Consider the following 25,503-nt stretch of genomic DNA (forward strand, 5'->3'; position numbering starts at 1 on the left):
GTGCCCACTGTGCCCCCGGCCGAGAAGGCCGCCAGGAGGACCGCGGTGGACGTGACCGCACTGCTGGAGCGCGGCCGGACCCTGGCCACACCGGTCCTGCGCGCGGCCGTCGACCGACTGGCGTCTCCCATGGACACGGTCGCCGCCTACCACTTCGGCTGGATCGACGCCCAGGGCAACCCGACCGACGGGGACGGCGGCAAGGCCGTACGTCCCGCGCTCGCCGTGCTCTCCGCCGAGGTCACCGGTGCCGCGCCCGAGGTGGGCGTGCCCGGCGCGGTCGCCGTCGAACTGGTCCACAACTTCTCGCTCCTGCACGACGACCTGATGGACGGCGACGAGCAGCGCCGCCACCGCGACACCGTCTGGAAGGTCCACGGCCCCGCCCAGGCCATCCTGGTCGGCGACGCCCTGTTCGCGCTCGCGGGCGAGGTCCTCCTCGAACTCGGCACGGTCGAGGCGGGCCGGGCCGCCCGGCGGCTGACCACCGCCACCCGCGCCCTGATCGACGGCCAGGCCCAGGACATCTCCTACGAGCACCGCGACCGCGTCAGCGTCGCGGAGTGCCTGGAGATGGAGGGCAACAAGACGGGCGCCCTGCTGGCCTGCGCCAGCTCCGTCGGCGCCGTGCTCGGCGGCGCCGACGCGCACACCGCCGACACCCTGGAGCGGTACGGCCACCACCTCGGCCTGGCCTTCCAGGCCGTCGACGACCTCCTCGGCATCTGGGGCGACCCGGAGTCCACCGGCAAGCAGACCTGGAGCGACCTGCGCCAGCGCAAGAAGTCCCTGCCGGTCGTGGCCGCGCTCGACGCCGGCGGCCCCGCCTCCGAACGGCTCGGGGAGATGCTCGCCGCCGACGCCAAGCGCAGCGACTTCGAGAACTTCTCCGAGGAGGAGTTCGCGGCCCGTGCCGCGCTCATCGAGGAGGCCGGCGGCCGTGAGTGGACCGCCGAGGAGGCACGCCGTCAGCACACCATCGCCATCGAGGCCCTGAACGCCGTCGACATGCCCGAGCAGGTGCGGGAACGGTTCACGGCGCTCGCCGACTTCGTCGTCGTACGAAAGAGATGATCACTATCGGTCGAATAACCCTCGCGTAGTCGCCGGCCGGTGTCGCGGGAAGAGAGGCACCGGCCGACGGCGGACCCACAGCAGACGCAACGCCATGCACACTGCACGAAGGGGAAGCCATGACAGCGACGACCGACGGAAGCACCGGGGCCCTCCCGCCCCGCGCTGCCGCGGCCAGCGAAACCCGTACCGACATCGACATCCCCGCGGCGGCCGGGGGACAAGAAGCCGCCGTGCGCGCGATGCGGCGCGCGACCGACTTCCTGCTCGCCCGGCAGGACGTCGAGGGCTGGTGGAAGGGCGACCTCGAGACGAACGTCACGATGGACGCCGAGGACCTGCTGCTCCGCCAGTTCCTGGGCATCCAGGACGAGGCGACCACCCGCGCCGCCGCCCTGTTCGTCCGCGGCGAGCAGCGCGAGGACGGCACCTGGGCCACCTTCTACGGCGGCCCCGGCGACCTGTCCGCCACCATCGAGGCGTACGTCGCCCTGCGGCTGGCCGGGGACGAGCCCGACGCGCCGCACATGGCGAAGGCCTCCGCCTGGGTCCGCGACCAGGGCGGGATCGCCGCCGCCCGGGTCTTCACCCGGATCTGGCTGGCGCTGTTCGGCTGGTGGAAGTGGGAGGACCTGCCCGAACTCCCCCCGGAACTGCTGTACTTCCCGAAGTGGTTCCCGCTCAGCATCTACAACTTCGGCTGCTGGGCCCGGCAGACCATCGTGCCCCTCACCGTCGTCTCGGCGAAGCGCCCGGTGCGTCCGGCACCCTTCCCGCTCGACGAGCTGCACACCGACCCGGCCGATCCCAACCCGCCCGCACCGCCGGCGCCGCTGACCGGCTGGGACGGGCTGTTCCAGCGGCTGGACAAGGTCGTGCGCGGCTACCGCACGGTCGCGGTGCGCAGACTGCGCAGGGCCGCCCTGAACTCGGCCGCCCGCTGGATCATCGAGCGGCAGGAGAACGACGGCTGCTGGGGCGGCATCCAGCCGCCCGCCGTGTACTCGGTCATCGCCCTGTACCTGCTCGGCTACGACCTCGAACACCCCGTGATGCGGGAGGGTCTGAAGTCGCTGGACCGGTACGCGGTGTGGCGCGAGGACGGGTCCCGGATGATCGAGGCCTGCCAGTCCCCGGTGTGGGACACCTGCCTGGCCACCATCGCGCTGGCCGACGCGGGGGTGCCGGCCGACCACCCCCAACTGGTCAAGGCCGCCGACTGGATGCTGGGCGAGCAGATCGTGCGGCCCGGCGACTGGTCCGTGCGACGGCCCGGACTCCCGCCCGGGGGATGGGCGTTCGAGTTCCACAACGACAACTACCCCGACATCGACGACACCGCCGAGGTGGTCCTCGCACTGCGCCGGGTCCGCCACCACGACCCGGAGCGGGTGGAGAAGGCGATCGGGCGCGGGGTGCGCTGGAACCTCGGGATGCAGTCGAGGAACGGCGCCTGGGGCGCGTTCGACGTCGACAACACCAGCCCCTTCCCCAACCGGCTGCCGTTCTGCGACTTCGGCGAGGTGATCGACCCGCCGTCGGCGGACGTCACCGCGCACGTCGTCGAGATGCTCGCCTTCGAGGGCCTCTCCCACGACCCGCGCACCCGGCGCGCCATCACCTGGCTGCTCGCCGAACAGGAGCCGGACGGCTCGTGGTTCGGGCGCTGGGGCGTCAACTACCTCTACGGCACCGGCTCGGTGGTGCCCGCGCTCACCGCCGCCGGACTGCCCGCCCGGCACCCGGCGATCCGGCGGGCGGTCGCCTGGCTGGAGCGCGTGCAGAACGACGACGGCGGCTGGGGCGAGGACCTGCGCTCCTACGACGACCGGGTGAACTGGAGCGGCCGGGGCACCTCGACCGCCTCGCAGACCGCCTGGGCGCTGATGGCGCTGCTGGCGGCCGGGGAGAAGGACTCCGGGGCCGTCGAGCGGGGCATCGCCTGGCTCGCCGGGACCCAGCGCGAGGACGGCTCCTGGGACGAGCCCCAGTTCACCGGCACCGGCTTCCCCTGGGACTTCTCCATCAACTACCACCTGTACCGGCAGGTCTTCCCGCTGACCGCGCTCGGCCGGTACGTCCACGGCGATCCCGTCGCCCCGAAGGCGCCGGTTCCCGTCGAGGCCGAGGGGAGCTGATGAACGCGCAGCCCGCCGCCGCCCCGCTGCTGATCGCCTGCGCGCTCGGCATCGAGCACCTCGCCCTGCGCATGGGGGACCGGGGTGGGGCCGGCGGGCCGGTGACGGTCCTGCGCACCGGGATGGGGCCCAGGGCTGCCGAGCGTTCCGTCACCCGGGTCCTCACCGACCCGGTGCTCGGCGGGGCGGCCGTGCTCGCCACCGGTTTCTGCGCGGGCCTGGCCCCCGGCATGCACCCCGGCGACCTGGTGGTCGCCGAGGAGACCCGCGACCCGTGCGGCACCGTGCCGTGCGTGAACACCGAACTGCTCGTCAAGGAACTCGTGCGCACCCTGCCCGGGCGCACCGTCCACACCGGCCCCCTGACCGGCTCCGACCACGTGGTGCGCGGACCGGAGCGGTCCGACCTGCTCGCCACCGGCGCGATCGCGGTCGACATGGAGTCGGCGGCCACGCTCCTGAGTGCCGTCCGCGCGGGCGCGCGCCCGGTTGCGGCCGTCCGGGTGGTCGTGGACGCTCCTGAACATGAACTCGTCCGGATCGGCACGGTGCGCGGTGGAATATCGGCTTTCCGCGTCCTTCGTTCCGTCCTGCCTGCATTCTTCGAATGGCACCGCAACGTGTTGCTCCCCCGGAGGTGAGCCAGATGGCCATGCCGCTGCGCCAGTCCATCAAGGTCGCTACTTACTTGGCTGAACAAAAGCTCCGCAAGCGGGAGAAGTTCCCGCTCATCGTCGAGCTGGAACCCCTCTTCGCCTGCAACCTCAAGTGCGAGGGCTGCGGGAAGATCCAGCATCCGGCGGGAGTGCTCAAGCAGCGCATGCCGGTCGCCCAGGCCGTGGGCGCGGTGCTCGAATCCGGTGCGCCCATGGTGTCGATCGCCGGCGGCGAACCGCTGATGCACCCTCAGATCGACGAGATCGTGCGCCAGTTGGTGGCGAAGAGGAAGTTCGTCTTCCTCTGCACCAACGCCCTGCTGATGCGCAAGAAGATGGACAAGTTCACGCCCTCGCCCTACTTCGCGTTCGCCGTGCACATCGACGGGCTGCGTGAACGGCACGACGAGTCGGTGGCCAAGGAGGGCGTGTTCGACGAGGCGGTGGAGGCGATCAAGGAGGCCAAGCGGCGCGGCTTCCGGGTCACCACCAACTCGACCTTCTTCAACACCGACACCCCGCAGACCATCGTCGAGGTGCTCGACTTCCTCAACGACGACCTCAAGGTCGACGAGATGATGATCTCGCCCGCCTACGCCTACGAGAAAGCCCCCGACCAGGAGCACTTCCTCGGCGTGGAACAGACCCGCGAGCTGTTCAGGAAGGCCTTCTCCGGCGGCAACCGGCGCCGCTGGCGGCTCAACCACTCGCCGCTCTTCCTGGACTTCCTGGAGGGCAAGGTCGACTTCCCGTGCACCGCCTGGGCGATCCCGAACTACTCCCTCTTCGGCTGGCAGCGCCCCTGCTACCTGATGAGCGACGGCTACGTGCCGACGTACCGGGAGCTGATCGAGGAGACCGACTGGGACAAGTACGGCCGCGGCAAGGACCCGCGCTGCGCCAACTGCATGGCGCACTGCGGCTACGAGCCCACCGCCGTCCTCGCCACCATGGGCTCGCTCAAGGAGTCGCTGCGCGCCCTGCGCGAGACGGTCTCCGGGAACCGGGAGTGACGTCGTGACCGCCGTCTCCCTGGGCGTCCCCGAGGTCCCGGCCCGGCCGGTCGCCGCGCGGCGCGTGTCGCGGCGGATCCAGGTCGGGTCCGAGGCGGAGGACAACAGCCGTGCCGCGGGCGTCGGTTCGGCCGTCGCCCTGGCCCTGGGGGACGCCGAGGCCGATGTGCCCGTACGGCGCTTCGGGATCCCGGAGCAGTTCCTCGCCCACGCCAAGCGGGCCGAGGTGCTCGCCGACATCGGCCTCACGCCCGTCGATATCGCCGGACGGATCAGCGCGAGCCTGGCCGCCCGCGACGCGGGCGGCACCGTCGGCAAGACGATCGCCGGGCCGGTCGACGGGACGGCGCGCGGCACCGTCGAGAACACGGCCGGCGGCCCGGCCGAGGGGGCGGCCGGCGGCACCACCGACAAGACCACCGACCGCCCGGGCGAGGAGACAGCGCAATGACCACGGAGTTCGACCTCGGCGCGCTGCTGGCCGAGCGCGGAGCCGAACGCTACGAGCTGCACGGCAGGTATCTCAACCACCAGCTGCCACGCATGCTGCACACCATCGGCTTCGACAAGGTCTACGAGCGGGGCGAGGGCGCGTACTTCTGGGACGCGGACGGCAACGACTACCTGGACATGCTCGCCGGGTTCGGGGTGATGGGCCTCGGCCGCCACCACCCCGTCGTCCGCAAGGCGCTGCACGACGTCCTCGACGCCTCGCTCGCCGACCTCACCCGCTTCGACTGCCAGCCGCTGCCCGGACTGCTGGCGGAGAAGCTCCTCGCCCACAGCCCGCACCTGGACCGGGTCTTCTTCGGCAACAGCGGCACCGAGGCCGTGGAGACCGCGCTGAAGTTCGCCCGGTACGCCACCGGCAGGCCCAGGGTCCTGTACTGCGACCACGCCTTCCACGGGCTGACCACGGGCTCCCTGTCGGTCAACGGCGAGGGCGGGTTCCGGGACGGCTTCGCGCCGCTGCTGCCCGACACCGCCGTACCCCTCGGCGATCTCGACGCGCTGGCGCGGGAGCTGAGCAAGGGCGATGTGGCCGCGCTGATCGTCGAGCCGATCCAGGGCAAGGGGGTGTACGAGGCCCCGCCCGGTTACCTGCGCTCCGCCCAGGAGCTGCTGCGCCGCCACAGGGCGCTGCTCATCGCCGACGAGGTGCAGACCGGCCTCGGCCGGACCGGGGACTTCTACGCCCACCAGCACGAGGAGGGGGTCGAACCCGACCTGGTCTGCGTCGCCAAGGCGCTCTCCGGCGGCTATGTGCCGGTCGGCGCCACGCTCGGCAAGGACTGGATCTTCAAGAAGGTCTACTCGTCCATGGACCGGGTGCTGGTGCACTCGGCGAGCTTCGGGTCCAACGCGCAGGCCATGGCGGCCGGGCTGGCCGTGCTGTCGGTGATGGAGAACGAGCAGATCGTCGCGAACGCCCGCGTGACCGGGGCGCTGCTGAAGTCCCGGCTCACGGCGCTGATCGACAAGTACGAGCTGCTCGCCGACGTCCGCGGGCGGGGCCTGATGGTCGGCATCGAGTTCGGGAAGCCCCGCTCGCTGAAGCTGCGCAGCCGCTGGACCATGCTCCAGGCGGCCCGCAAGGGGCTGTTCGCGCAGATGGTGGTCGTCCCGCTGCTCCAGCGGCACCGCATCCTCACCCAGGTCTCCGGCGACCATCTGGAGGTGATCAAGCTGATCCCGCCCCTGGTCGTGGGGGAGCGGGAGGTGGACCGGTTCGTGGACGCCTTCACCGAGGTGATGGACGACGCGCACAATGGTGGCGGGCTCGTCTGGGACTTCGGCCGGACGCTGATCAAGCAGGCGGTGGCCAACCGGTAGAGCCCCTCCGAAAACCCTTTGCCTCTGAGGCAAGAAATTTGCCGCAGAGGCAAAGTTCCGGCTGAATGAAGGCATGAGCCACCCCACTCCCGAGGAGGCCGGGCCCGAGTCCGGGCCGGTGGACGACCTCGGCGTCGTCGCGCCGCAGCTGCGCGCCCTGCGCCGGCGCGCCTCCCTCACCCTGGAGGGCGCGGCCCGCACGGCCGGGCTGTCGCCGGCCCACCTCTCCCGGCTGGAGACCGGACAGCGCCAGCCCTCGCTGCCGATGCTGCTCGCGCTCGCCCGTGTCTACGGTACGACCGTCTCGGAACTGCTCGGCGAGACGGTCGCCGACCGGGACGCCGTCGTGCGCGCCGCGGACATGGAGCCCACCCACGCGGGCGGCTGGACCTACCGGCAGTCCGGCGCCCCGGGCCGGGGCATGCAGGCGCTGCACGTGCAGGTGCCGTACGGCTCGCAGAGCGACATCGTGCGGGTGCATCCCGGCGAGGAGTGGCTGTACGTCCTGCGCGGCCGGCTGCGGCTGCGCCTCGGGGACACCACCCATCTGCTCGGGCCCGGCGACAGCGCGCACTTCGACTCGCTGACCCCGCACCGCATCGCCGCCCAGGACCCCGACGGGGTCGACCTGCTGTTCGTCCACACCCTGTTGCAGAGCCCGACGGCCGCGCTGTGCCTCGGCCCCACCCCTGGAGAGACGTCATGAGCGACATGGAGGAGAAGTTCCCCCGGAGCCTGTGGATCCGGCTGATCATCTACATCGCGGTGGGGCATCTCTTCGCCGGGTTCCTCTGGCTGCTGTTCGAGGTCGGCGCCAAGCAGTAGACAGCGCCGGACGCCGCAGGCCGGACCGGATGCCGGGAGTGCCCGCTCAGTCGAGCAGGCGCTCCCGGAGCCGCTCGCGGGTCTCCGGGGCCAGCCCGAGGCCCTGCTCCAGGTAGGCCTCGACACCGCCCCAGGTCTCCTCGATGGTGTGGAAAGCGGCCGCGAGGTACTCGGCGCGGGCGTCGAAGAGGGGGCTCAGCAGCTCCATGACCTCGGGGGAGTACGCCTCGGCGGAGGTGCCGTTGCGGCGCACCTTGTAGCGGCGGTGCTTGGCGTTGGACTCCAGGTAGTCGGCAAGGATCGCCTCGTGCTCCACGCCCACCGCGAGCAGCGTCACGGCGATGGACAGGCCGGCCCGGTCCTTGCCCGCCGCGCAGTGCATGAGCACCGGGACGCTGTCCTCGGCGAGGGAGTGCAGCACGCGCGAGTGCTCGTCCGTGCGCTCCGTCACGACCGAGCGGTAGGAGGCGATCATCCGGCCGGCCGCCTTGCCGTCGCCGAGGATCTCCCGCAGCTGCTCGATGTCGCCGTCGCGGACCATCTTCCAGAACTCGGCCCCGTCCGCCGGATCGGAGAGCGGCAGGTTCACGTTGCGCACGCCCGGCAGTTCGACGTCCGGGCCCTCCAGCCTCTGGTCCGCCGCGTTGCGGAAGTCGAAGACCGTGTGCAGACCCAGCGAGGCCAGGAACGCGGCGTCCTCGTCCGTGGCGTGCGCGAGATGTCCGCTGCGGAACAGCACGCCCTGGCGGACCCGCCGGCCGTCGACGGTCGGCAGGCCGCCCACGTCCCGGAAGTTGCGCACTCCGGTCAGTTCGGGCTCGGTCGACGGGATCTGCTGCGTCACGGGGGCTCCTCCCGGTCGTCGGTCCCGGCCGGCGCGGCTCGACGTGGCCACCGGAACACCTCCTTGACCATACGACATGGATGCCTGGGGCAAACGGGTCCTCGACCAGGCCTTCGAGGCCTCCACCGTCCTGTTCGAACCAGGGGTCCGACGCCCGCATCCGCCGGCGGTCCTCCCGGGAGAGCGCACCGGGCGCGTACCCGGTGCGCGGTGGCCTTGATGCGCTAGTTACCCATTTGCGTCACATCTGGGGCTTCTGCCCGAATTGAAGCCTTAGTTCCAACTCGCTCTGGAATAAGGAGCTCTGGGGACCTGTCACGTGAGCAGCGTCATATCCGTGACCCTGAGTCGTTCGTCATGCCCACGTAATACGGCTGTTTTCCAACGCTGTTCATCGGAAAAACGGCCTTTCGATTCACGGAGGGTGACCGGGAATTCCCACAGGGGATCAAGAGAAAGCCTCGACGAGTACAACCTTCGCTTGTCCCTGTGCGTCGTGGTCGCTTACGTTCCAGACCAATCCGGACGGACGCCCAATCCTGCCGCCGCCCGGAGCCCGCACACCCACCCGTGAACGGCAGGAGCGGGGGACCCACAGGCAGTACCGCCTGTTCCGGTCTCCGGAACGGCTAGGGGTACAGCCGCGCCCCGGCGCGGCCGGACATCTCCAGTCCGCACCCGACAGCTCACCTCGCAGGCGCCGGAGAGGAATTCGTCATGCCCGCCAAGGGTAAGCACCGTCGTCCGAAGCCCCAGCGCTTCACCCGCTCCATCGCCGCCGCCGGAACCGGCGGCGCCGCGCTCGCCCTCCCGCTCATCGGGGCCACCGGTGCGCACGCCGCACCGTCGCAGTCGGCGACGCAGGCGGTCTCCGCGGTCTCCGCGCTCTCCGCCGCCCCGGAAAAGGCCGTCCAGGCCGTTCCCGTGGCGCAGAAGTCCGCAAAGTCCGCCACGACCTACACGGTGCGTTCCGGCGACTACCTCTCCAAGATCGCGGACGAGCAGGACGTCAGCGGCGGCTGGACCCGGCTCTACGCGGACAACCGTGAGGCCGTCGGAAACGACCCGTCGCTGATCCACCCGGGTCTGAAGCTGTCGATCGGCGCGAAGGCCGCGACGGGCGCGACCAAGTCGCCGTCCGCTTCATCTGGTTCATCCGGTTCCTCCTCCTCGAAGCAGTCCTCGGGCTCCACCGCGAAGTCGTCGAAGCCGACGGCCTCCTCGAAGTCGGCGGCGCCATCCAAGGCGTCCTCCTCGGACTCCTCGAAGGCGTCCACCACGCAGGCCGCCGAGAACACCACCGCCGCCACCGGCTTCGCCCTCCCGGTCTCCGGCGCGACCGTCGGCACCCCGTACAAGATGTCCGGCAGCATGTGGTCCAGCGGGTACCACACCGGTGTCGACTTCGTCGTCCCCACCGGCACCTCGCTCAAGGCCGTCGGCGCGGGCACGGTCGTCTCCGCGGGCTGGGGCGGCGCGTACGGCAACCAGGTCGTCATCAAGCTCGCCGACGGCTTCTACGCCCAGTACGCCCACCTGTCCTCGCTCTCCGTCTCGGCCGGCCAGTCCGTCTCCGCCGGTCAGCAGGTCGGCCTCTCCGGCGCCACCGGCAACGTGACCGGCCCGCACCTGCACTTCGAGATCCGCACCGGTCCCGGCTACGGCTCGGACGTCGACCCGGTCGCCTACCTCCGCTCGCACGGCGTCTCCGTCGGCTGACGCACCGTTCGGCCTCCCGCCCGACATGCCGCCGAAGGCCGGCCCCCGATCCCGGGGGCCGGCCTTCGGCGTTCCCGCCTTATTCCCGCATTGGCCAAGTCTTTAGGAGTGGCTTATCTCACCGCCCGTCAACCCTTGCCTACGGTCGCGTAGGTCACATTCGAAGGTGAATCATGAACGGCTGTGGCAGACGATTCGAAGAATGACAACAGTTCAGTGATCGGGTCGTACGTGGCGGTGGGGGACAGCTTCACCGAGGGCGTCGGCGACCCCGGTCCCGACGGGAGGTTCGTCGGCTGGGCAGACCGGTTCGCGGTGCTCCTCGCGGACCGGCGGCCCGAAGGCGACTTCCGGTACGTCAACCTCGCGGTGCGCGGCAAGCTGCTCGACCAGATCGTGGCGGACCAGCTTCCGCGAGCGGTCGAGCTGGCACCGGACCTGGTCTCCTTCTGCGCGGGCGGCAACGACATCCTCCGGCCCGGCACCGACCCCGACGAGGTCGCCGAACGCTTCGAGCGGGCGATCGCGGCCCTCACCCCGGTGGCCGGCACCGTGATGGTGACGACCGGGTTCGACACCCGTGGCGTCCCCGTGCTCAAGCATCTGCGCGGCAAGATCGCCACCTACAACGGACACGTGCGCGCCGTGGCCGACCGGTACGGCTGCCCGGTCCTCGACCTGTGGTCGCTGAAGTCCATCCAGGACCGGCGGGCCTGGGACGGCGACCGGCTCCATCTCGGGGCGGAGGGGCACACGCGTGTGGCGCTGCGCGCCGGCCAGGTCCTCGGCCTTGAGGTGCCCGCCGACCCGGAGCAGCCCTGGCCGCAGCTCCCGCCGCGCGGCACCCTCGAGATCCGGCGCGACGACGTGCAGTGGGCGCGCGAGTACCTGGTGCCGTGGATCGGGCGCCGGCTGCGCGGGGAGTCCTCGGGCGACCACGTGACCGCCAAGGGCATCCTCTCGCCCGACGACATCAGGATGCGGATCGCCGCGGTGGCGTGAGCCGGCAGGCGCGGCCGGCCGTTCCCCGGGGTTCGGCCGGCCGCGTCACGAGCGGGGTGAGCGCGCGAGTACGGGCCCGCAGGCGGCCGGGCGGCCCGTGCCGTCCGCGGCCCGTGCCGTCCGCGACCCGTCGGCCCCGCTCGGCCTCACTCCTCGCCCGCCTCGGCCTCGCTCCTCGCCCGCTTCGGCGATCGACGGGGCACGGATGACGTGTGACGGACCGCGGGTGACAGGTGACGTATCGCGGGTGACGGCGCTGCGCGGACCCGGCCGGTCCGGCCTCAGCGTTCCTGGGCGCCCGACTGCCCCGCCGCCAGACCCAGTTCCCGGTTCAGCGCCTCCTCCACCCACTCCTGCGCGCGGCTCCGGGACACCGCGCCGTCGTAGGACGTGAGCTGTACGGCGAGGCCGTCGAGGAGGGCCGTCAGGCGCAGGGCCGTCCCGGCCGGGTCGGGACAGCGGAACTCGCCCGCGGCCACCCCCTCCGCGATCACCTCGGCGAGCGCCGCCTTCCACCGCCGGTCGAGACCGCCGGCGACCTCCCGCAGCGCGGGCTCGCGCAGCGACACCGCCCAGCCCTCGATCCACAGCCGCCAGCCCTTGGCCGGCCCCGTGGGGGCGTACCAGCGCACCGCCGACCGCAGCCGGCGCAGCGCGGTCGTCCGGCGGCCGAGCAGCTTGCGCAGACGGGCCAGATCGCCCTCGGCGGCGTAGGCGAACGCGTCCGCGACGAGCCGCTCCTTGGTGGAGAAGTGATAGAGCACCAGTGCGTTGCTCACGCCGAGCGCCGAGGCCACGTCGGCGATCCTGACCGCCGCCACGCCCCGTGCCTCGATCTGTTCGACGGCCGCCCGCAGCAGTTCCTCGCGCCGCTCGGCCACACTCAACCGGACCCTTGCCACGCCGTCACCCTACACAGGGCCTGCGACCTGCGCGGACGCCGTCAGCAGTGGTGGCCGAAGCGCTCCGCGATGACCGGCAGCCGCTGCTCGGCGATGGCGTGCGCGGCCTGTCGAGGCGTCGTTCCGTCGGACTCCGCGCGCGCCAGTACGCGTTCCACCAGCGCGCGCATCGAGCGGCGCGTGTGGGCGAACGCCTCCCCGGCGTCCGCGCCGATGTCGCCGAACAGGGTCCACCACCACCAGGCGTTCGTTCCGGAGTTGACGACGACGTCCGGCAGCACGCTCACCCCCCGCGCGTGCAGCGACTGCTCCGCCTCGGGCAGGACCGGCATGTTGGCCGCCTCGGCGATCCAGCGCGCGGTGATCCGCGCCTGCTCCCGCGGCCCGATCGCGTACGACACGGCGGCCGGCACCAGCACCTCCGCCTCGGCCGACAGCCAGGCGTCACCAGGGAGTTCGCGGAAGCCCGGGGGCAGCGCGCCGCGGTCGACGGTGCCGTGGGCGTCCCGCGCGGCCAGCAGCGCCTCCACGTCGAGGCCCGCCGGGTCGGCGATCGTGCCCTTGACGTCGGCGACGGCCACCACCGTCAGCCCCGCGCGCGCGAGGAAGCGCGCCGTCGCCCCGCCCATGGTGCCGAACCCCTGGAGGGCCACCCGGGTGCCGGCGTACGGCACCCCGGCCCGGTCCAGGGCCGTGAGCACGGACTCGGCGACCCCGCAGCCGCCCACCAGTTCGTCCAGGCCGATGCCGTCCACCTCGACCGCGAAGGCGTCCGCGAGCCGTCCGCGGGCCGCGTGCTCGTCGTCGAGCAGCGGATAGACGGCCTGGATCGACGACACCAGCCCGGCCTCGGCGGCGGCCCGGTCGACGACGTCCTGGCTGAGCCCCAGGTCCTCACCGGTGGTCCAGCAGCTCTCGACGTACGGCCGTACCGCCCGCAGGTACCGCACCAGCAGCCCGTAAGCCTCCGGGTCCCGGGGATCGCAGTCGATGCCGCCCTTCGCCCCGCCCAGCGGGACGTAGCGTGCCGCCGGGTCGTAGTGCAGGGCCTCCTTGAGGCTCATGCCGCGGGCGAGGCCGGTCACCTCGTCGAGGGTGCAGCCCTCCCGCATCCGCAGGCCGCCGCTGCAGACGCCGCGCACCAGCCGGTCGACGACCAGGTAGCCCCGGCGGCCGGTGAGGTGGTCGGTCCAGGTGAGGGACAACAGGGGGGCGGTCATACGGGCTCCTCGCCAGGGACCTTTACTGAACAGTGGGTCAGTATCGGGAGCCTTCGGGCGTCGTGTCAACGCGCCGCGGCCGCCCCCTTCGACCGGGCGGACGCGGGTTGTCGGACCGGCCGACCATAATGGGAATCCTCAGCGACTCCACCTGGAGGTACCGTGGCCGGATCCCGTTCCCTGAGCTCCGGGCTCAGCGCACTGCAGCCCGAGGCCTTCGGCGCGGACCCGAGCGGTGAGCGCATGGCGCGTATCCGCAGATCACCCCACTTCGCTGACGGGGTCTTCCAGAACCCCGGCGGGGAAGCGAGGATCCGGCCCTCGGGCTCCGCGCTCGACCTCGCCAAGGCCTTCTTCGACAAGGACACCCGCCCCCGCCGCGCCCCCTCCGGCCCGGTCCCGGTGCACGCCACCACCCTCGCCGACCTGGCCCGGCCGCCCGCCACGGGCCTGCGCCTGACCTGGATGGGGCACTCCAGCGTGCTCGCGGAGATCGACGGGCACCGGGTGCTGTTCGACCCCGTCTGGGGCGAGCGCTGCTCCCCCTTCCCCTTCGCGGGCCCCAAGCGCCTGCACCCGGCGCCCCTGCCGCTGGCCGCACTCGGCCCGGTCGACGTCGTCGTCATCTCGCACGACCACTACGACCACCTCGACCTGCCCACCGTCAAGGCACTGGCGGGCACGGACACCCTGTTCGCGGTGCCGCTCGGCGTCGGCGCCCATCTCGAACACTGGGGCGTGTCCGCCGACCGGCTGCGCGAGCTGGACTGGCACGAGGCGACCCGGATCGGCGGCCTCACCCTCACCGCCACCCCGGCCCGTCACTTCTGCGGCCGGGGCCTGCGCAACAGCCAGCACACCCTGTGGGCCTCCTGGTCCGTCGCCGGCGACGAGCACCGGATCTTCCACAGCGGAGACACCGGCTACTTCGACGGCTTCAAGGACATCGGCGCCGAGCACGGCCCGTTCGACGCCACGATGATCCAGATCGGCGCGTACTCGGACCTGTGGCCCAAGAACCACACGGGTTCCGGGCCCCTGCCCGGCGCCTGGCCGGACATCCACATGAACCCCTCGCAGGGGGTCCAGAGCCACCTCGACCTGCAGCAGGGCCGGCCGGGCGGCGTCATGCTGCCGATCCACTGGGGGACGTTCAACCTCTCGTTGCATCCCTGGGCCGAACCGGGCGAGTGGACACTGGCCGCGGCCGACGCGGTCGGACAGCCGGTCGCCGTACCCGTTCCTGGCCAGCCCTTCGAGCCCGCCGGAAACCTCCCCACGCGCCCCTGGTGGAGGGACGTGTCCCGGCCGCTGAACCGCGAGTGGCCCGTTCCGGAGATCACCCCCGAGGTGTCCCGTGACGACCTCGACCTCGTGGGCGAGGGCTGACCGTGGCGGAACGGAAGCGTCCGACGTAGGTCCCGGACCGCTCGGGCGGGCCGTGGGGCGCCGGCCGCCCGCGCCACCGCCCGGCCGCCCGCGCCACCGCCCGGCGACGTCGGATGCCGGGCGGTGGCGCGGGCGGGTTCAGCCCAGCGGTTCCCGCACGTACACCGTCGCCTCGGCGCGTGACAGCGCCCGCCCCTCGGCGAACCGCGCGTCGAACTCCTCCGTGCTCGGCGCCGTCCGTACGGCCGTCGCGTTGCGCGGTCCCTCCAGCGGGTCCGTCCGCTCGGGGAAGAACCCGATCCGTCCGCCGTCGCGGCCACCGCTCCCAGCAGCACGGCGCCCTCCGCCGGACGGCCCACCACGGCCAGGCAGCCCGCGAGGGTGTGCAGACCGGCCGGCCACGAGGTGACGTCCCGCTCCTCGGACAGTTCCCGCGCAAGCTCCCGCCCGCGCCGCAGCGGCAGGTCCCGGTCATCCAGGTCCATCGCGACCTTCAGGCCGATCCAGGTGGACGACGGAGCGGCCCGCTCGTGCCCCGCCGCATGCGCCGTCGACACCGCCTGCACGATCGGCGCGTCCGCCGCCGAGGAGACCGTGCGCCACAACCTGGCCGGACGCGGCTGCGCCCAACTGGTCATCGCCCACCGGCTGTCCACCATCCGAGACGCCGACCGGATCGTCGTACTGGAAGCGGGCCGCATCGTCGAGACCGGCACCCACGACGAACTGCTCCGCCGCAAGGGCACCGCGGCCGTCGCGCTCTTCGGGAACAGCACACTCGCCGAGGCGGGAGAACTCCTCGTCGGGATGCGCGGCGACCTGGAGCACCGAGCCGTCTCGGCGGCGCCTTGCCGGACGGCCTCGCCCGCGACCGGAAGTCAAGGCCACGGCCGATACGTTGAGTGACATTTCGGAGGGTGCGGCCGAGTGCGGGGAAGTCCGGGGGCGTCCCGGCGGGCCGAGCCGACCCTCCGGACCCGACCGGACCACCCGTCGGCGGGGGCCGGGAAGCGAACCGCCCCCCGGCCCCCGCCTTCTGTTCGTGAACATCTCTGACCAGGACTGATCGTTTACTTCGCCTCGACTGTCCGGGCGCCTCGCGAGCTTATCGGTCTGTCGTACGAAGCCTCATACCAGAGCGGGACGCTCACCGGGGGACTTTGTCAACTGCCCACCGCGCTTGTCGGATCGGCGACTACTGTGAGTGGCCGTCGGGTGGGAAGGTGCCGAAATCCCTCGGCTCTCCCGACCGACACCGCGATGGCGCAAGCCCGAGGAGCGCACCCCGTGCGAGCCCCGGGCCCGACGGACAGTACGAGGACACCGATGTCTCACCTCCGCGCACCGGCCGCACGCGCAGACCGCCGTGAGGGCGGACGGCACGGAAGGCCGGTCGCCGGCACCGCACCCGCACCGGCCGAGAGGCACATACGGCCTCAGCTGCTGCGACTCGCCGTGCTGCCTCCGACCGCCGTCGCCCTCAGCGGCTGCGCGGCCGTCCTGTTCACCGTGCGCTCCACCGGCGTCAGGCCGGGACCGACCCTGTGGGCCGTTCTCGCCGGGGCCGTCGCGGTGACCGGCGTCGGCATCGTCGTCGCCGCCGTGGCCGCCGACCGGGCCGCCCGCTCCGTCAGCGACCGCGTCACCGCCCTGCGCCGCAGCAGCGCACGAGGCGAGGCCGACCTGCGCGCCCTGCTCGACGCGCTGCGCCGCGGCGAGGCCCCGCCGCACCGCAAGCCGCGCGGCGGCCCGCCCGGCGACGCCGACGAGTTCGAGCTGCTCGCCGCCGACCTGTCCCGCGCCCACGACGGGGCCGTCACCGCCGTCGTCCAGGCCGCCCAGCTCTCCAGCCGGACGGGCAGCGAACAGAAGCTGGAGGTGTTCGTCAACCTCGCGCGGCGCCTTCAGTCCCTCGTGCACCGCGAGATCTCCACCCTGGACGAGCTGGAGAACGAGATCGAGGACCCCGACCTCCTCAAGGGCCTCTTCCACGTCGACCACCTCGCCACCCGGATCCGCCGGCACGCCGAGAACCTCGCCGTCCTCGGCGGCGCCGTCTCCCGGCGGCAGTGGAGCAACCCCGTCTCCATGACCGAGGTGCTGCGCTCCGCCATCGCCGAGGTCGAGCAGTACTCGCGGGTCAGACTCGTCCCGCCGGTCGACGGCGAACTGCGCGGGCACGCCGTCGCCGACGTCATCCACCTGCTCGCCGAACTCGTGGAGAACGCCACGGTGTTCTCCGCCCCGCACACCCAGGTCCTGCTGCGCGCCAACCTGGTCACCTCCGGGCTGGCCGTCGAGGTCGAGGACCGCGGCCTCGGCATGCCCGTCGACGAACAGGGCCGGATGAACGCCCTGCTCGCCGACCCCGACCAGGTCAATGTCGGCCGCCTGCTCGCCGACGGCCGCATCGGCCTCTACGTCGTCTCGCAGCTGGCCCGCCGCCACGGCATCCGGGTCCGGCTCCAGAACAACATCTACGGCGGCGTCCAGGCCGTACTCGTCGTCCCCCAGGCCCTCCTGGGGCCGGCCGGGCTGCCGTCGCCGCAGGCCGAGGAGAGCGGCGCGGGCGCGGAGGGCGGACAGGTGCCGTGGGACGGGGAGCGACCGCCCCTGGCCCTGCAGGCCGGCGCGCGGTCCCAGGTCCATGGCCAGGTCCAGAGCCATGGCCAGGTCCAGAGCCAGGGCCAGGTCCAGGGCCAGGGCCAGGTCCAGAGCCAGGGCCAGGGCCAGGGCCAGGGCCAGTCAGGCGCGCAGCCCCAGCCGCAGTTGCATCTCCGGCGACAGTCCCCGCCCGAGTCCCGTCCGCGACCTCAACTCCAGCCGCAGCCGCAGCCGCAGCCTCAACTTCTTTCTCAAGAGCAGTCTCTGACGTTCCATCAAGTTGCGCCGACGGATGAGTCGCTGGTGAACCATCAGCCCCGGATTCCCGCCCCGTCTGCTTCCCGGAGCGACTCCCCGGCCCACCCGCGGACCGCGTCCCCCCAGGCCGGCCCCCGGAGCCCCGGCCTCGCCCCGGAAGGGCATCCGCACGACGGTGCCGGGCGCGCGCCCTCCGCCGCGCCGCCTTCCGACCCGCCCGCTGCCCCGCCCTCCGTCCAGCACGACACCGCCGGCCCGAACGGCGGCCGTCCGGCCCCGCTGCCCGTCCGCGGCGCGCACGAGGAGCGGCCCAATCCGGCCGAGGCGGTGCCCGGGATCCGGCCCGGTGACCGGGCCGCCGTGGCGGAGGTCGCGGGCCTCGTGCCCACCCCGCGCGCGAGCGCGGTGCGCGGCACCATGGGCAAGCCGCAGCTGCCCCGCCGCCGCGCCCGGGAGCACATCGCCCCCCAGTTGCGCGGCGGCCCCGCCCCCCGCCCGGACGCCGAGCGGCCCGCCGGGCACGACCCCGGTCTGATGGCCGCCTTCCAGCGCGGCGTCGGCCTCGCCGAGGCCCAGCAGAGCCTGGAGGCGGACGCCCTGCCGGTCCAGGCCGGCCCGGCCGCCGCGGACGTACCGCACGCAACGGCCGCCTCCCCCCGGTCCGACGCCGGGGCGCACCCCGCGCACGGCCCGTCCGGCCGCCTCGACCGCCAGTCCACCACCCGGCACGACGGGAGCGCACCAGCCGGATGAGTACCCCTCTCACCACCTCCGCCCCCACCTCCACCGCTCCCGCTGACCTTCGTACCCCAAGGAGTCGATCCACCATGGCGAGCGATGCGCCGACCGGCCAGGTATCCGATCTCGACTGGCTGATGAGCGGCCTCGTGCAGCGCGTACCGCACACGAGGAGTGCGGTCCTCCTCTCCTGCGACGGCCTCGTGAAGTCCGTCCACGGCCTCGACCACGACAGCGCCGACCACATGGCGGCGCTGGCCTCCGGGCTGTACTCGCTCGGCCGCAGCGCCGGCCTCCGCTTCGGCGACGGCGGGGAGGTGCGGCAGGTCGTCGTCGAACTCGACTCGACGCTGCTGTTCGTCACCACCGCGGGGTCGGGCACCTGTCTCGCGGTGCTGGCCGGACGCGAGGCCGACGCCGCCGTGCTCGGCTACGAGATGGCCATGCTCGTCAAGAGCGTGCGGCCCTACCTGGCGACCGCGCCCCGGCAGCACGCCGTGGAACCCTCGGTGATGGGCCCTTGAGGGCGGTGGCGGCCGGCGACGGGCCCTGGCTCGACGACGCGGCCGGACGGCTGGTGCGCCCGTTCACGGTCAGCAACGGCCGCACCAGACCCACCGTCGCCCTGGACCTCATGTCACAGGTGAGAACCACCGGGACGACCCCCTTCGGCCATCTCGGCCCCGAGCACGCGCAGGCACTGGACCTGTGCCGTGCCCCCGTCCCGGTCGCCGAGGTCGCCGCCCACCTGAGGCTGCCGGCGGCCGTCACCAAGGTGCTGCTGGCGGACCTCGTCGACTGCGGGGCGCTGACCACCAAGCCCCCCGAGTCCCACCACCACCCCACCGACCGGGCCCTACTGGAGGCAGTGCTCGATGGACTACGACGACAGCTCTGACTACGACGACGGCTCCGCCCCCTTCCCGACCGCGCTGAAGATCCTGGTCGCGGGCGGGTTCGGAGTCGGCAAGACCACGCTCGTCGGCGCGGTGAGCGAGATCGCGCCCCTGAGCACCGAGGAACTGCTCACCACCGCCGGCGCCGCCACCGACAACCTCGACGGCATCGAGAAAAAGGTCGAGACGACCGTGGCCATGGACTTCGGCCGCATCAGCCTCGACCCGCAGCACGTCCTGTACCTGTTCGGCACCCCCGGACAGGAACGGTTCTGGTTCATGTGGGACGAGCTGTCCGAGGGCGCCCTCGGCGCCGTCGTCCTCGCCGACACCCGCCGCCTGGAGCAGTGCTTCGCGGCCGTCGACTTCTTCGAGGAGCGCGGTCTCGGCTTCATCGTGGCCGTCAACGAGTTCGACGGCGCCCACCGCTACGACCCCGAGGAGGTGCGCGCCGCCATGGACCTGGACCCGGCGATCCCCATCGTGCGCTGCGACGCCCGCATCTCCGCCTCGGGCGTGCAGACCCTGCTCACCCTCGTCCGCCACCTCATCGCCCACGCGCCGGCGGCACCCCGCCCGAGCCGCGGCGCCCACAGGTGATCCCGCACCACCCCCTACCGGAGCCGCACATGCCGTACGTCCACAGCGACGGAGCCCGCCCATGAGCTACGACCCGCCCCGCCCGGCCGGTCGACTGCTGCTCACCCCCGAGGACGCGGAGGCCCCCGCCCGCACCCTGAGGCTGCGCCGCCTCGGCCTGGGGGAGCGGGCCGAGCCCGGTCTGGACGCCTTCGCGGACCACCTCGCCGAGATGACCGACGCGCCGTACGCGATGGTCAACTTCATCGACGTGGAACGGCAGTTCTTCGCCGGCCTGCACACACCGCCCGGTGGCCTGGCAGCCCGCGGCGGCAAGCCGGAACTGGGCCGCCGGCTCGCCCGCGAGTACGGCTACTGCCCGTACGTCGTCGCGCGGCGCAAGGCACTGGTCCTGGAGGACGTCCGCGACTATCCGCGGTTCGCGGGCAATCCGGTCGTCGAGGAGTACGGCATCCACTCCTACCTCGGTGCCCCGCTGATCGACACGGCCGGCATGGTGCTCGGCACGGTGTCCGTGGCCGATCTGACGCCCCGGCCCTGGGGCAGGGCGGGGCTGGCGACCATCAAGGCGACCGCGGCGGACCTCGCCGGACGGCTGGAACACCGGGAGGCCGGCGGACCGCCCCGGTGAGCCGGGCCGGCCGGGGTCCCTCAGAAGCCCCGCCAGACGTTGTCGAAGGCCGCGTCCTCCACGGACCGCCGCTGCCGTACGGCGGTCAGCTCCGTCACCGCGTCGCCGACCGCGACCAGCACCGTCGCCACCTGGTCGGTCAGCGGGCCGGGGAAGCCGTCGCCCTCCTCCTCGCGGACACCGGTGGCGGTGGCCAGGCCCGCCAGGACGGGCTCGCCCGAAGCCCAGCGTTCGGCGGCGCGGCGCCGGGCAGGTGAGTCCACCGCCCCGCTCCGGCCGGACCGCCCGGCGAGCCAGTGGCCGCGCGGGCGGGCCAGCGTGCCGTCGGCCTCCATCCGGGCGGTGTAGGCCGCGGCCAGCCCGCGACCGCGGCGCCACAGCCACTCCTCGACCGACTCGTACGGCTCCCGCCGCACCGCGCAGGCCGCGGCCTCCGCGAGGAGCCGGTCGGCCGGGGCGGGCGCCGGGCCGGGCGTCACCCGGTCGTCGGAGAGGACGAGCACGCCCGCCTCCACCAGGTCGATCAGCTCGGCCCCCGCGAGGGCGAGCGAGAGTTCACCCCGCTCCACGGGGCGCGCGGGCGGCACGTCCAGCGAGACGATCAGCAGGTCCTGCGCCGTGGTCATGGGCTGCTCCCCGTAGGTAGGTTCCCTCCAGAGTGGCACGGGGGACCGGGGCGTGAAGCGGAGCTGTGGCGCCGCTTAAGAAAGTCTCGATGGACCGCGCCGCCGCCGTACGGCAGATTGCTACCGGATTCCACCCCCTTCCCCCGCCACGGGCCTCCTTCGGCATGCCCGGCGCGGGGGTCTCACCGTCAGGAGCCGTAGCGTTGAAGGCGCTGGTCAAGGAGAAGGCGGAGCCGGGACTGTGGCTCGCGGACGTGCCGGAGCCCGCCGTCGGACCCGGTGACGTACTGATCAAGGTGCTGCGCACCGGTATCTGCGGCACCGATCTGCACATCCGGTCCTGGGACGGCTGGGCCCGGCAGACGATCCGCACCCCGCTCGTCCTCGGGCACGAGTTCGTCGGCGAGGTCGTCGAGACCGGACGCGACGTCGGCGACATCAAGGCCGGCGACCGGGTGAGCGGCGAGGGGCACCTCGTCTGCGGCCGGTGCCGCAACTGCCTCGCCGGGCGCCGCCACCTGTGCCGGGCCACCGTCGGGCTCGGCGTCGGCCGCGACGGCGCGTTCGCCGAGTACGTGGCGCTGCCCGCCGCCAACGTCTGGGTGCACCGCGTCCCCGTCGACCTCGACGTGGCGGCGATCTTCGACCCGTTCGGCAACGCCGTCCACACCGCGCTGTCCTTCCCGCTGGTCGGCGAGGACGTGCTGATCACCGGGGCCGGCCCGATCGGCCTGATGGCCGCCGCCGTCGCCCGGCACGCCGGTGCCCGCAACGTCGTCGTCACCGACGTCAGCGAGGAGCGCCTGGAGCTCGCTCGCAAGATCGGCGCGAGCCTCGCCCTGAACGTCTCGGGCGCGACCATCGCCGACGGACAGCGCGAGCTGGGCCTGCGCGAGGGCTTCGACATCGGGCTGGAGATGTCCGGCCGCCCCGAGGCGATGCGCGACATGATCGCCAACATGACGCACGGCGGCCGGATCGCCGTGCTCGGCCTGCCCGCCGAGGAGTTCCCGGTCGACTGGGCCCGGATCGTCACCTCGATGATCACCATCAAGGGCATCTACGGCCGTGAGATGTTCGAGACCTGGTACGCGATGTCCGTGCTGCTGGAGGGCGGCCTCGACCTCACCCCCGTGATCACCGGCCGCTACGGCCACCGCGACTTCGAGGCGGCGTTCGCCGACGCGGCGAGCGGGCGCGGCGGCAAGGTCATCCTCGACTGGACCGCGTAAGTCATCTGCCTTCCTAGGAGCTTCTGAGATGTTCGACTCCGTGCGCGACGACCTGCGCACCACCCTCGACGAGATCCGCGCCGCCGGCCTGCACAAGCCCGAGCGGGTCATCGGCACCCCGCAGTCCGCCACCGTCGCCGTCACCGCGGGCGGCCGGCCCGGCGAGGTCCTCAACTTCTGCGCCAACAACTACCTCGGCCTCGCCGACCACCCCGAGGTGATCGCCGCCGCCCACGAGGCCCTGGACCGCTGGGGCTACGGCATGGCGTCCGTGCGGTTCATCTGCGGCACCCAGGAGGTCCACAAGGAGCTGGAGGCGCGGCTGTCGGCCTTCCTCGGCCAGGAGGACACGATCCTGTACTCCTCCTGCTTCGACGCCAACGGCGGTGTCTTCGAGACGCTGCTCGGCCCCGAGGACGCGGTGATCTCCGACGCCCTCAACCACGCCTCCATCATCGACGGCATCCGCCTGTCCAAGGCCCGCCGCTTCCGCTACGCCAACCGCGATCTGGCCGACCTGGAACGGCAGTTGAAGGAGGCCGTCGAAGGGGGCGCCCGCCGCCGGCTGATCGTCACCGACGGCGTCTTCTCCATGGACGGCCACGTCGCCCCCCTCGCCGAGATCTGCGACCTCGCCGACCGCTACGACGCGATGGTCATGGTCGACGACTCCCACGCCGTCGGCTTCGTCGGCCCCGGCGGCCGCGGCACCCCCGAGCTGCACGGCGTGATGGACCGCGTCGACATCATCACCGGCACCCTCGGCAAGGCCCTCGGCGGCGCCTCCGGCGGCTATGTCGCGGCCCGCGCCGAGATCGTCGCCCTGCTGCGCCAGCGCTCGCGCCCCTACCTGTTCTCCAACACCCTCGCCCCGGTCATCGCCGCCGCCTCCCTCAAGGTCCTCGACCTGCTGGAGACGGCCGACGACCTGCGTGTCCGGCTCGCCGAGAACACGGCCCGCTTCCGCCGCCGCATGACCGACGAGGGCTTCGACGTCCTCCCGGGCGACCACGCCATCGCGCCCGTGATGATCGGCGACGCGGCGCGGGCGAGCCGGCTGGCCGAGCTGCTGCTGGAGCGCGGGGTGTACGTGATCGGCTTCTCCTACCCGGTCGTCCCGCAGGGGCAGGCCCGCATCCGGGTCCAGCTCTCCGCCGCGCACTCCACGGCCGACGTCGACCGTGCCGTGGACGCCTTCGTGGCGGCGCGGGCGGAACTGGAGGCCTGAACCGGCCGGCCCGGACATATTGCGATAATCGATCCATGATCGAAGCGCGGCGGCTCCACATCCTCCGTGCGGTGGCCGACCACCGCACGGTGACGGCGGCTGCCGCCGCGCTGTACCTCACCCCGTCCGCCGTCTCCCAGCAGCTCACCGCCCTGGAGCAGGAGACCGGCCACCGCCTGGTGGAACGCGGCGCCCGGGGCGTACGGCTCACCCCGGCCGGTGAGATCCTGCTCGCCCACACCCACGCGGTCCTCGCCCAGCTGGAGCGGGCGGAGGCGGAACTGGCCGCCTACCGCTCGGGCGCGGCCGGCACGGTCACCGTGGCCGCCTTCGCCACCGGCATCGCCCTGGTCGTCGCGCCCGCCGTGGCCCGGCTCGCCGCCACCGACCCGGGGATCAGGATCCGCGTCCAGGACGCCGAGGGCGACGCCAGCCTGCCGATGGTCCTCGACCGGCAGGTCGACGTCGCCGTGGCCGTCGAGTACCGGGGGGCGCCCGCCGCCGACGACCCGCGTCTCGCGCACGTCCCGCTCTACGCCGAGCCCTTCGACGCGGTCGTACCGGTCACCCACCGTCTCGCCGAGTGCGCCGAGGTGCCGCTGGCCGAGCTGGCCAAGGACCCCTGGATCGGCCCGTACCCGGGCAACCCGTGCCACGACGTGGTCGTGCTGGCCTGCGAACACGCCGGTTTCCAGCCCCGCCTGGAGCACTCCTCGGACGACTTCCGCGCGGTCGTGTCGCTGGCCTCGGCCGACGCCGGCGTGGCGCTCGTCCCGCGCTCGGCCCTGCGCGGCATGGACCTGACCGGCGTGGTCGTCCGCCCGGTCGACGGGGTTGCCCCGACCCGCCGCGTCTTCGCGGCCGTACGCCGCGGGGCCGAGGAGCATCCGCTGATCCGTCCGGTGCTGGAGGCGCTGGAGGAGGCCACCCCCACCTGAGGTTCTCATATCTGGGATAACATCCCGGATATGAGACAGTCCGCCGAGGAAGAGACCGACGCCCGGCTGGCCGCCCGGCTGGCCGAGCTGCGCGCCGAGCACGGCTGGTCGCTGGGGGAACTGGCCGAGCGCACCGGGGTGAGCCGCTCCACCCTCTCCCGTGCCGAGCGCGCCGAGATCAGCCCGACCGCCGCCCTGCTCAACCGCCTGTGCCACGTCTACGGCCGGACCATGTCCCGGCTGCTCGGCGAGGTGGAGGCCGGCGCCGAGCCGGCGCCGCTGGTACGGGCCGGTGAGCAGCCCGTCTGGGAGGACCGGGCCTCCGGGTTCGTCCGGCGCTCCGTGTCCCCGCCGCACCCCGCACTGCGCGGCGAACTCGTCGAGGGCCGGCTCGCCGCGGGCGCCGACCTCGCCTACGACCGGCCGCCCGTGCCCGGCCTGGAACAGCACATCTGGGTCCTGGAGGGCGCCCTGGAGGTGACGGCGCAGGACACCGCGCACCACCTGGCCGCCGGTGACTGCCTGCGGCTGCGGGTGTGGGGGCCGACGCGCTTCCGGTGCGCGGGCGAGAAGGAGACGCGGTACGTGCTGGCGGTGGTGCTGCCATGACGACGACCAGGCTCGACGCCTCCCGGCTCCTGGACCTGTCGGGCCGGTTGGCCGACCTGCTGGTCGACACGGTGCACGGCGGCGCCTCCGTGGGATTCCTCGCCCCGCTCGACCGCGCGGAGGCCCTCGCCTGGTGGCAGGGGCGCGCGGCGGGGGTCGCCGCCGGGCAGCTGGCGGTCTGGGCGGCCCTCGACGACGGCCGGGTCACCGGCACCGTCACCCTGGCCCTCCCCGACAAGCCCAACAGCCGCCACCGCGCCGAACTCGTCAAGCTGATGGTCCACCGGGACGCCCGGGGGCAGGGCCTGGGCCGCCGGCTGCTGACCACCGCCGAGGAGGCCGCCGCCGCTGCCGGTGTCACCCTCCTCCACCTCGACACCGAGACCGGCAGCCCCGCCGAACACCTCTACCGCACCGGTGGATGGACCAGGGCGGGAGTCATCCCCGACTACGCGGCCGACCCGTCCGGCGTCCTGCGGCCGACGACCCTGTACTACAAACACCTCGCCCCGGCGTGACTGTCAGTGC

Annotated in this window: 24 protein-coding genes, 2 pseudogenes and 1 riboswitch; of the genes and pseudogenes, 22 read left to right on the forward strand and 4 right to left on the reverse strand. The window is 72.9% G+C overall.

Features of this window, described 5'->3' with window-relative positions:
- Positions 1 to 9: 9 nt before the first annotated feature.
- The 8 genes and pseudogenes from ACIP5W_RS02885 to ACIP5W_RS02920 all read left to right on the forward strand — a co-directional run bounded on the left by ACIP5W_RS02885 (position 10) and on the right by ACIP5W_RS02920 (position 7,539).
- A complete protein-coding gene (locus ACIP5W_RS02885) occupies positions 10 to 1,074 on the forward strand; it encodes a polyprenyl synthetase family protein (protein WP_401466924.1) in 1,065 nt (354 codons plus the stop codon).
- A gap of 119 nt (positions 1,075 to 1,193) precedes the next feature.
- The gene (gene shc / locus ACIP5W_RS02890; RefSeq protein WP_401465790.1) at positions 1,194 to 3,212 is read left to right on the forward strand and encodes a squalene--hopene cyclase; all 2,019 of its coding nucleotides are present in this window, start codon (positions 1,194 to 1,196) and stop codon (positions 3,210 to 3,212) included.
- Positions 3,212 to 3,853, forward strand: a complete 642-nt coding sequence (locus tag ACIP5W_RS02895) for a 1-hydroxy-2-methyl-2-butenyl 4-diphosphate reductase (protein ID WP_401465793.1) — start codon at positions 3,212 to 3,214, stop codon at positions 3,851 to 3,853. Before shc ends, ACIP5W_RS02895 begins: the two co-directional genes overlap by 1 nt.
- Before the next feature lie 5 nt (positions 3,854 to 3,858).
- A complete protein-coding gene (gene hpnH / locus ACIP5W_RS02900; protein WP_401465796.1) occupies positions 3,859 to 4,881 on the forward strand; it encodes an adenosyl-hopene transferase HpnH in 1,023 nt (340 codons plus the stop codon).
- Positions 4,882 to 4,978: 97 nt separating this feature from the next.
- Positions 4,979 to 5,332 (forward strand): annotated as a pseudogene (locus ACIP5W_RS02905) (transketolase C-terminal domain-containing protein); the annotation flags it as partial.
- Entirely contained in the window at positions 5,329 to 6,714 is a 1,386-nt protein-coding gene (locus ACIP5W_RS02910; protein ID WP_401465799.1) for an aspartate aminotransferase family protein, read from the forward strand. The pseudogene ACIP5W_RS02905 and the gene ACIP5W_RS02910, both read left to right, overlap by 4 nt.
- A 73-nt stretch (positions 6,715 to 6,787) precedes the next feature.
- Entirely contained in the window at positions 6,788 to 7,420 is a 633-nt protein-coding gene (locus ACIP5W_RS02915; protein WP_401465802.1) for a helix-turn-helix domain-containing protein, read from the forward strand.
- Positions 7,417 to 7,539 carry a DUF6126 family protein gene (locus ACIP5W_RS02920; RefSeq protein ID WP_401465805.1) on the forward strand — a complete coding sequence of 41 codons (123 nt, stop codon included), beginning with the start codon at positions 7,417 to 7,419 and terminating at the stop codon, positions 7,537 to 7,539. Before ACIP5W_RS02915 ends, ACIP5W_RS02920 begins: the two co-directional genes overlap by 4 nt.
- Positions 7,540 to 7,585: 46 nt before the next feature.
- On the opposite strand, the gene ACIP5W_RS02925 is transcribed toward ACIP5W_RS02920, so the two are convergent.
- Positions 7,586 to 8,383: a tyrosine-protein phosphatase gene (locus ACIP5W_RS02925; RefSeq protein WP_401465808.1), complete on the reverse strand. Its 798-nt coding sequence runs from the start codon at positions 8,381 to 8,383 to the stop codon at positions 7,586 to 7,588.
- Between the two features lie 551 nt (positions 8,384 to 8,934).
- A riboswitch (cyclic di-AMP (ydaO/yuaA leader) is annotated at positions 8,935 to 9,096 on the forward strand.
- Positions 9,097 to 9,100: 4 nt separating this feature from the next.
- On the opposite strand from ACIP5W_RS02925, the gene ACIP5W_RS02930 reads away from it, so the two are divergent.
- Both ACIP5W_RS02930 and ACIP5W_RS02935 read left to right on the forward strand, forming a co-directional pair.
- Positions 9,101 to 10,102, forward strand: coding sequence for a peptidoglycan DD-metalloendopeptidase family protein (locus tag ACIP5W_RS02930; RefSeq protein WP_401465811.1), 1,002 nt, complete (start codon positions 9,101 to 9,103; stop codon positions 10,100 to 10,102).
- A 216-nt stretch (positions 10,103 to 10,318) separates the two neighbouring features.
- On the forward strand, positions 10,319 to 11,104 hold the full coding sequence (locus ACIP5W_RS02935) for an SGNH/GDSL hydrolase family protein (protein ID WP_401466927.1): 786 nt from the start codon (positions 10,319 to 10,321) through the stop codon (positions 11,102 to 11,104).
- Positions 11,105 to 11,385: 281 nt separating this feature from the next.
- On the opposite strand, the gene ACIP5W_RS02940 is transcribed toward ACIP5W_RS02935, so the two are convergent.
- Together ACIP5W_RS02940 and ACIP5W_RS02945 are read right to left on the reverse strand one after the other, a co-directional pair.
- Positions 11,386 to 12,006, reverse strand: coding sequence for a TetR/AcrR family transcriptional regulator (locus ACIP5W_RS02940; RefSeq protein ID WP_401465814.1), 621 nt, complete (start codon positions 12,004 to 12,006; stop codon positions 11,386 to 11,388).
- A gap of 41 nt (positions 12,007 to 12,047) precedes the next feature.
- Positions 12,048 to 13,226, reverse strand: coding sequence for a Glu/Leu/Phe/Val dehydrogenase dimerization domain-containing protein (locus tag ACIP5W_RS02945; protein ID WP_401465817.1), 1,179 nt, complete (start codon positions 13,224 to 13,226; stop codon positions 12,048 to 12,050).
- Between the two features lie 162 nt (positions 13,227 to 13,388).
- Between ACIP5W_RS02945 and ACIP5W_RS02950 the strand changes: the two genes are divergently transcribed.
- The 7 genes and pseudogenes from ACIP5W_RS02950 to ACIP5W_RS02980 all read left to right on the forward strand — a co-directional run bounded on the left by ACIP5W_RS02950 (position 13,389) and on the right by ACIP5W_RS02980 (position 20,342).
- Positions 13,389 to 14,615, forward strand: coding sequence for an MBL fold metallo-hydrolase (locus ACIP5W_RS02950; protein ID WP_401465820.1), 1,227 nt, complete (start codon positions 13,389 to 13,391; stop codon positions 14,613 to 14,615).
- A 594-nt stretch (positions 14,616 to 15,209) separates the two neighbouring features.
- Positions 15,210 to 15,521 (forward strand): annotated as a pseudogene (locus ACIP5W_RS02955) (hypothetical protein); the annotation flags it as partial.
- A gap of 549 nt (positions 15,522 to 16,070) precedes the next feature.
- Positions 16,071 to 18,230 (forward strand): ATP-binding protein, encoded by a 2,160-nt coding sequence (locus ACIP5W_RS02960; RefSeq protein WP_401465823.1) that lies wholly within the window; start codon positions 16,071 to 16,073, stop codon positions 18,228 to 18,230.
- Between the two features lie 74 nt (positions 18,231 to 18,304).
- Positions 18,305 to 18,739 (forward strand): roadblock/LC7 domain-containing protein, encoded by a 435-nt coding sequence (locus ACIP5W_RS02965; protein WP_401465826.1) that lies wholly within the window; start codon positions 18,305 to 18,307, stop codon positions 18,737 to 18,739.
- Positions 18,736 to 19,113 carry a DUF742 domain-containing protein gene (locus tag ACIP5W_RS02970; RefSeq protein ID WP_401465829.1) on the forward strand — a complete coding sequence of 126 codons (378 nt, stop codon included), beginning with the start codon at positions 18,736 to 18,738 and terminating at the stop codon, positions 19,111 to 19,113. The genes ACIP5W_RS02965 and ACIP5W_RS02970 overlap by 4 nt, the downstream gene beginning before the upstream one ends.
- A complete protein-coding gene (locus ACIP5W_RS02975) occupies positions 19,091 to 19,711 on the forward strand; it encodes a GTP-binding protein (protein WP_401465832.1) in 621 nt (206 codons plus the stop codon). Before ACIP5W_RS02970 ends, ACIP5W_RS02975 begins: the two co-directional genes overlap by 23 nt.
- A gap of 61 nt (positions 19,712 to 19,772) precedes the next feature.
- Entirely contained in the window at positions 19,773 to 20,342 is a 570-nt protein-coding gene (locus tag ACIP5W_RS02980; protein ID WP_401465835.1) for a GAF domain-containing protein, read from the forward strand.
- A 20-nt stretch (positions 20,343 to 20,362) separates the two neighbouring features.
- On the opposite strand, the gene ACIP5W_RS02985 is transcribed toward ACIP5W_RS02980, so the two are convergent.
- Positions 20,363 to 20,968 carry a GPP34 family phosphoprotein gene (locus ACIP5W_RS02985; RefSeq protein ID WP_401465838.1) on the reverse strand — a complete coding sequence of 202 codons (606 nt, stop codon included), beginning with the start codon at positions 20,966 to 20,968 and terminating at the stop codon, positions 20,363 to 20,365.
- Between the two features lie 203 nt (positions 20,969 to 21,171).
- Here ACIP5W_RS02985 and tdh point away from each other — a divergent pair, with 203 nt between their 5' ends.
- The 5 genes from tdh to ACIP5W_RS03010 are packed head-to-tail and all read left to right on the forward strand — an operon-like array spanning position 21,172 to position 25,493.
- Positions 21,172 to 22,200: an L-threonine 3-dehydrogenase gene (tdh, locus tag ACIP5W_RS02990; RefSeq protein WP_401465841.1), complete on the forward strand. Its 1,029-nt coding sequence runs from the start codon at positions 21,172 to 21,174 to the stop codon at positions 22,198 to 22,200.
- Between the two features lie 28 nt (positions 22,201 to 22,228).
- Positions 22,229 to 23,428 carry a glycine C-acetyltransferase gene (locus ACIP5W_RS02995; RefSeq protein ID WP_401465844.1) on the forward strand — a complete coding sequence of 400 codons (1,200 nt, stop codon included), beginning with the start codon at positions 22,229 to 22,231 and terminating at the stop codon, positions 23,426 to 23,428.
- Positions 23,429 to 23,463: 35 nt separating this feature from the next.
- Entirely contained in the window at positions 23,464 to 24,366 is a 903-nt protein-coding gene (locus ACIP5W_RS03000; protein ID WP_401465847.1) for a LysR family transcriptional regulator, read from the forward strand.
- Positions 24,367 to 24,396: 30 nt separating this feature from the next.
- Positions 24,397 to 24,975: a helix-turn-helix domain-containing protein gene (locus ACIP5W_RS03005; RefSeq protein ID WP_401465850.1), complete on the forward strand. Its 579-nt coding sequence runs from the start codon at positions 24,397 to 24,399 to the stop codon at positions 24,973 to 24,975.
- Positions 24,972 to 25,493 carry a GNAT family N-acetyltransferase gene (locus ACIP5W_RS03010; protein ID WP_401465853.1) on the forward strand — a complete coding sequence of 174 codons (522 nt, stop codon included), beginning with the start codon at positions 24,972 to 24,974 and terminating at the stop codon, positions 25,491 to 25,493. The genes ACIP5W_RS03005 and ACIP5W_RS03010 overlap by 4 nt, the downstream gene beginning before the upstream one ends.
- The last annotated feature ends 10 nt before the right edge of the window (positions 25,494 to 25,503 follow it).

It is taken from the genome of Streptomyces sp. NPDC088766 (assembly GCF_044750845.1).
GTDB lineage: Bacteria > Actinomycetota > Actinomycetes > Streptomycetales > Streptomycetaceae > Streptomyces.

Bases quoted from the DNA above. Each gene is read 5' to 3' on its own strand.
- shc (WP_401465790.1), top strand. From the start codon at position 1,194: ATGACAGCGACGACCGACGGAAGCACCGGGGCCCTCCCGCCCCGCGCT.
- ACIP5W_RS02895 (WP_401465793.1), top strand. From the start codon at position 3,212: ATGAACGCGCAGCCCGCCGCCGCCCCGCTGCTGATCGCCTGCGCGCTC.
- hpnH (WP_401465796.1), top strand. From the start codon at position 3,859: ATGGCCATGCCGCTGCGCCAGTCCATCAAGGTCGCTACTTACTTGGCT.
- ACIP5W_RS02910 (WP_401465799.1), top strand. From the start codon at position 5,329: ATGACCACGGAGTTCGACCTCGGCGCGCTGCTGGCCGAGCGCGGAGCC.
- ACIP5W_RS02915 (WP_401465802.1), top strand. From the start codon at position 6,788: ATGAGCCACCCCACTCCCGAGGAGGCCGGGCCCGAGTCCGGGCCGGTG.
- ACIP5W_RS02920 (WP_401465805.1), top strand. From the start codon at position 7,417: ATGAGCGACATGGAGGAGAAGTTCCCCCGGAGCCTGTGGATCCGGCTG.
- ACIP5W_RS02930 (WP_401465811.1), top strand. From the start codon at position 9,101: ATGCCCGCCAAGGGTAAGCACCGTCGTCCGAAGCCCCAGCGCTTCACC.
- ACIP5W_RS02945 (WP_401465817.1), bottom strand. From the start codon at position 13,226: ATGACCGCCCCCCTGTTGTCCCTCACCTGGACCGACCACCTCACCGGC.
- ACIP5W_RS02965 (WP_401465826.1), top strand. From the start codon at position 18,305: ATGGCGAGCGATGCGCCGACCGGCCAGGTATCCGATCTCGACTGGCTG.
- ACIP5W_RS02975 (WP_401465832.1), top strand. From the start codon at position 19,091: ATGGACTACGACGACAGCTCTGACTACGACGACGGCTCCGCCCCCTTC.
- ACIP5W_RS02980 (WP_401465835.1), top strand. From the start codon at position 19,773: ATGAGCTACGACCCGCCCCGCCCGGCCGGTCGACTGCTGCTCACCCCC.
- ACIP5W_RS02985 (WP_401465838.1), bottom strand. From the start codon at position 20,968: ATGACCACGGCGCAGGACCTGCTGATCGTCTCGCTGGACGTGCCGCCC.
- ACIP5W_RS02995 (WP_401465844.1), top strand. From the start codon at position 22,229: ATGTTCGACTCCGTGCGCGACGACCTGCGCACCACCCTCGACGAGATC.
- ACIP5W_RS03000 (WP_401465847.1), top strand. From the start codon at position 23,464: ATGATCGAAGCGCGGCGGCTCCACATCCTCCGTGCGGTGGCCGACCAC.
- ACIP5W_RS03005 (WP_401465850.1), top strand. From the start codon at position 24,397: ATGAGACAGTCCGCCGAGGAAGAGACCGACGCCCGGCTGGCCGCCCGG.
- ACIP5W_RS03010 (WP_401465853.1), top strand. From the start codon at position 24,972: ATGACGACGACCAGGCTCGACGCCTCCCGGCTCCTGGACCTGTCGGGC.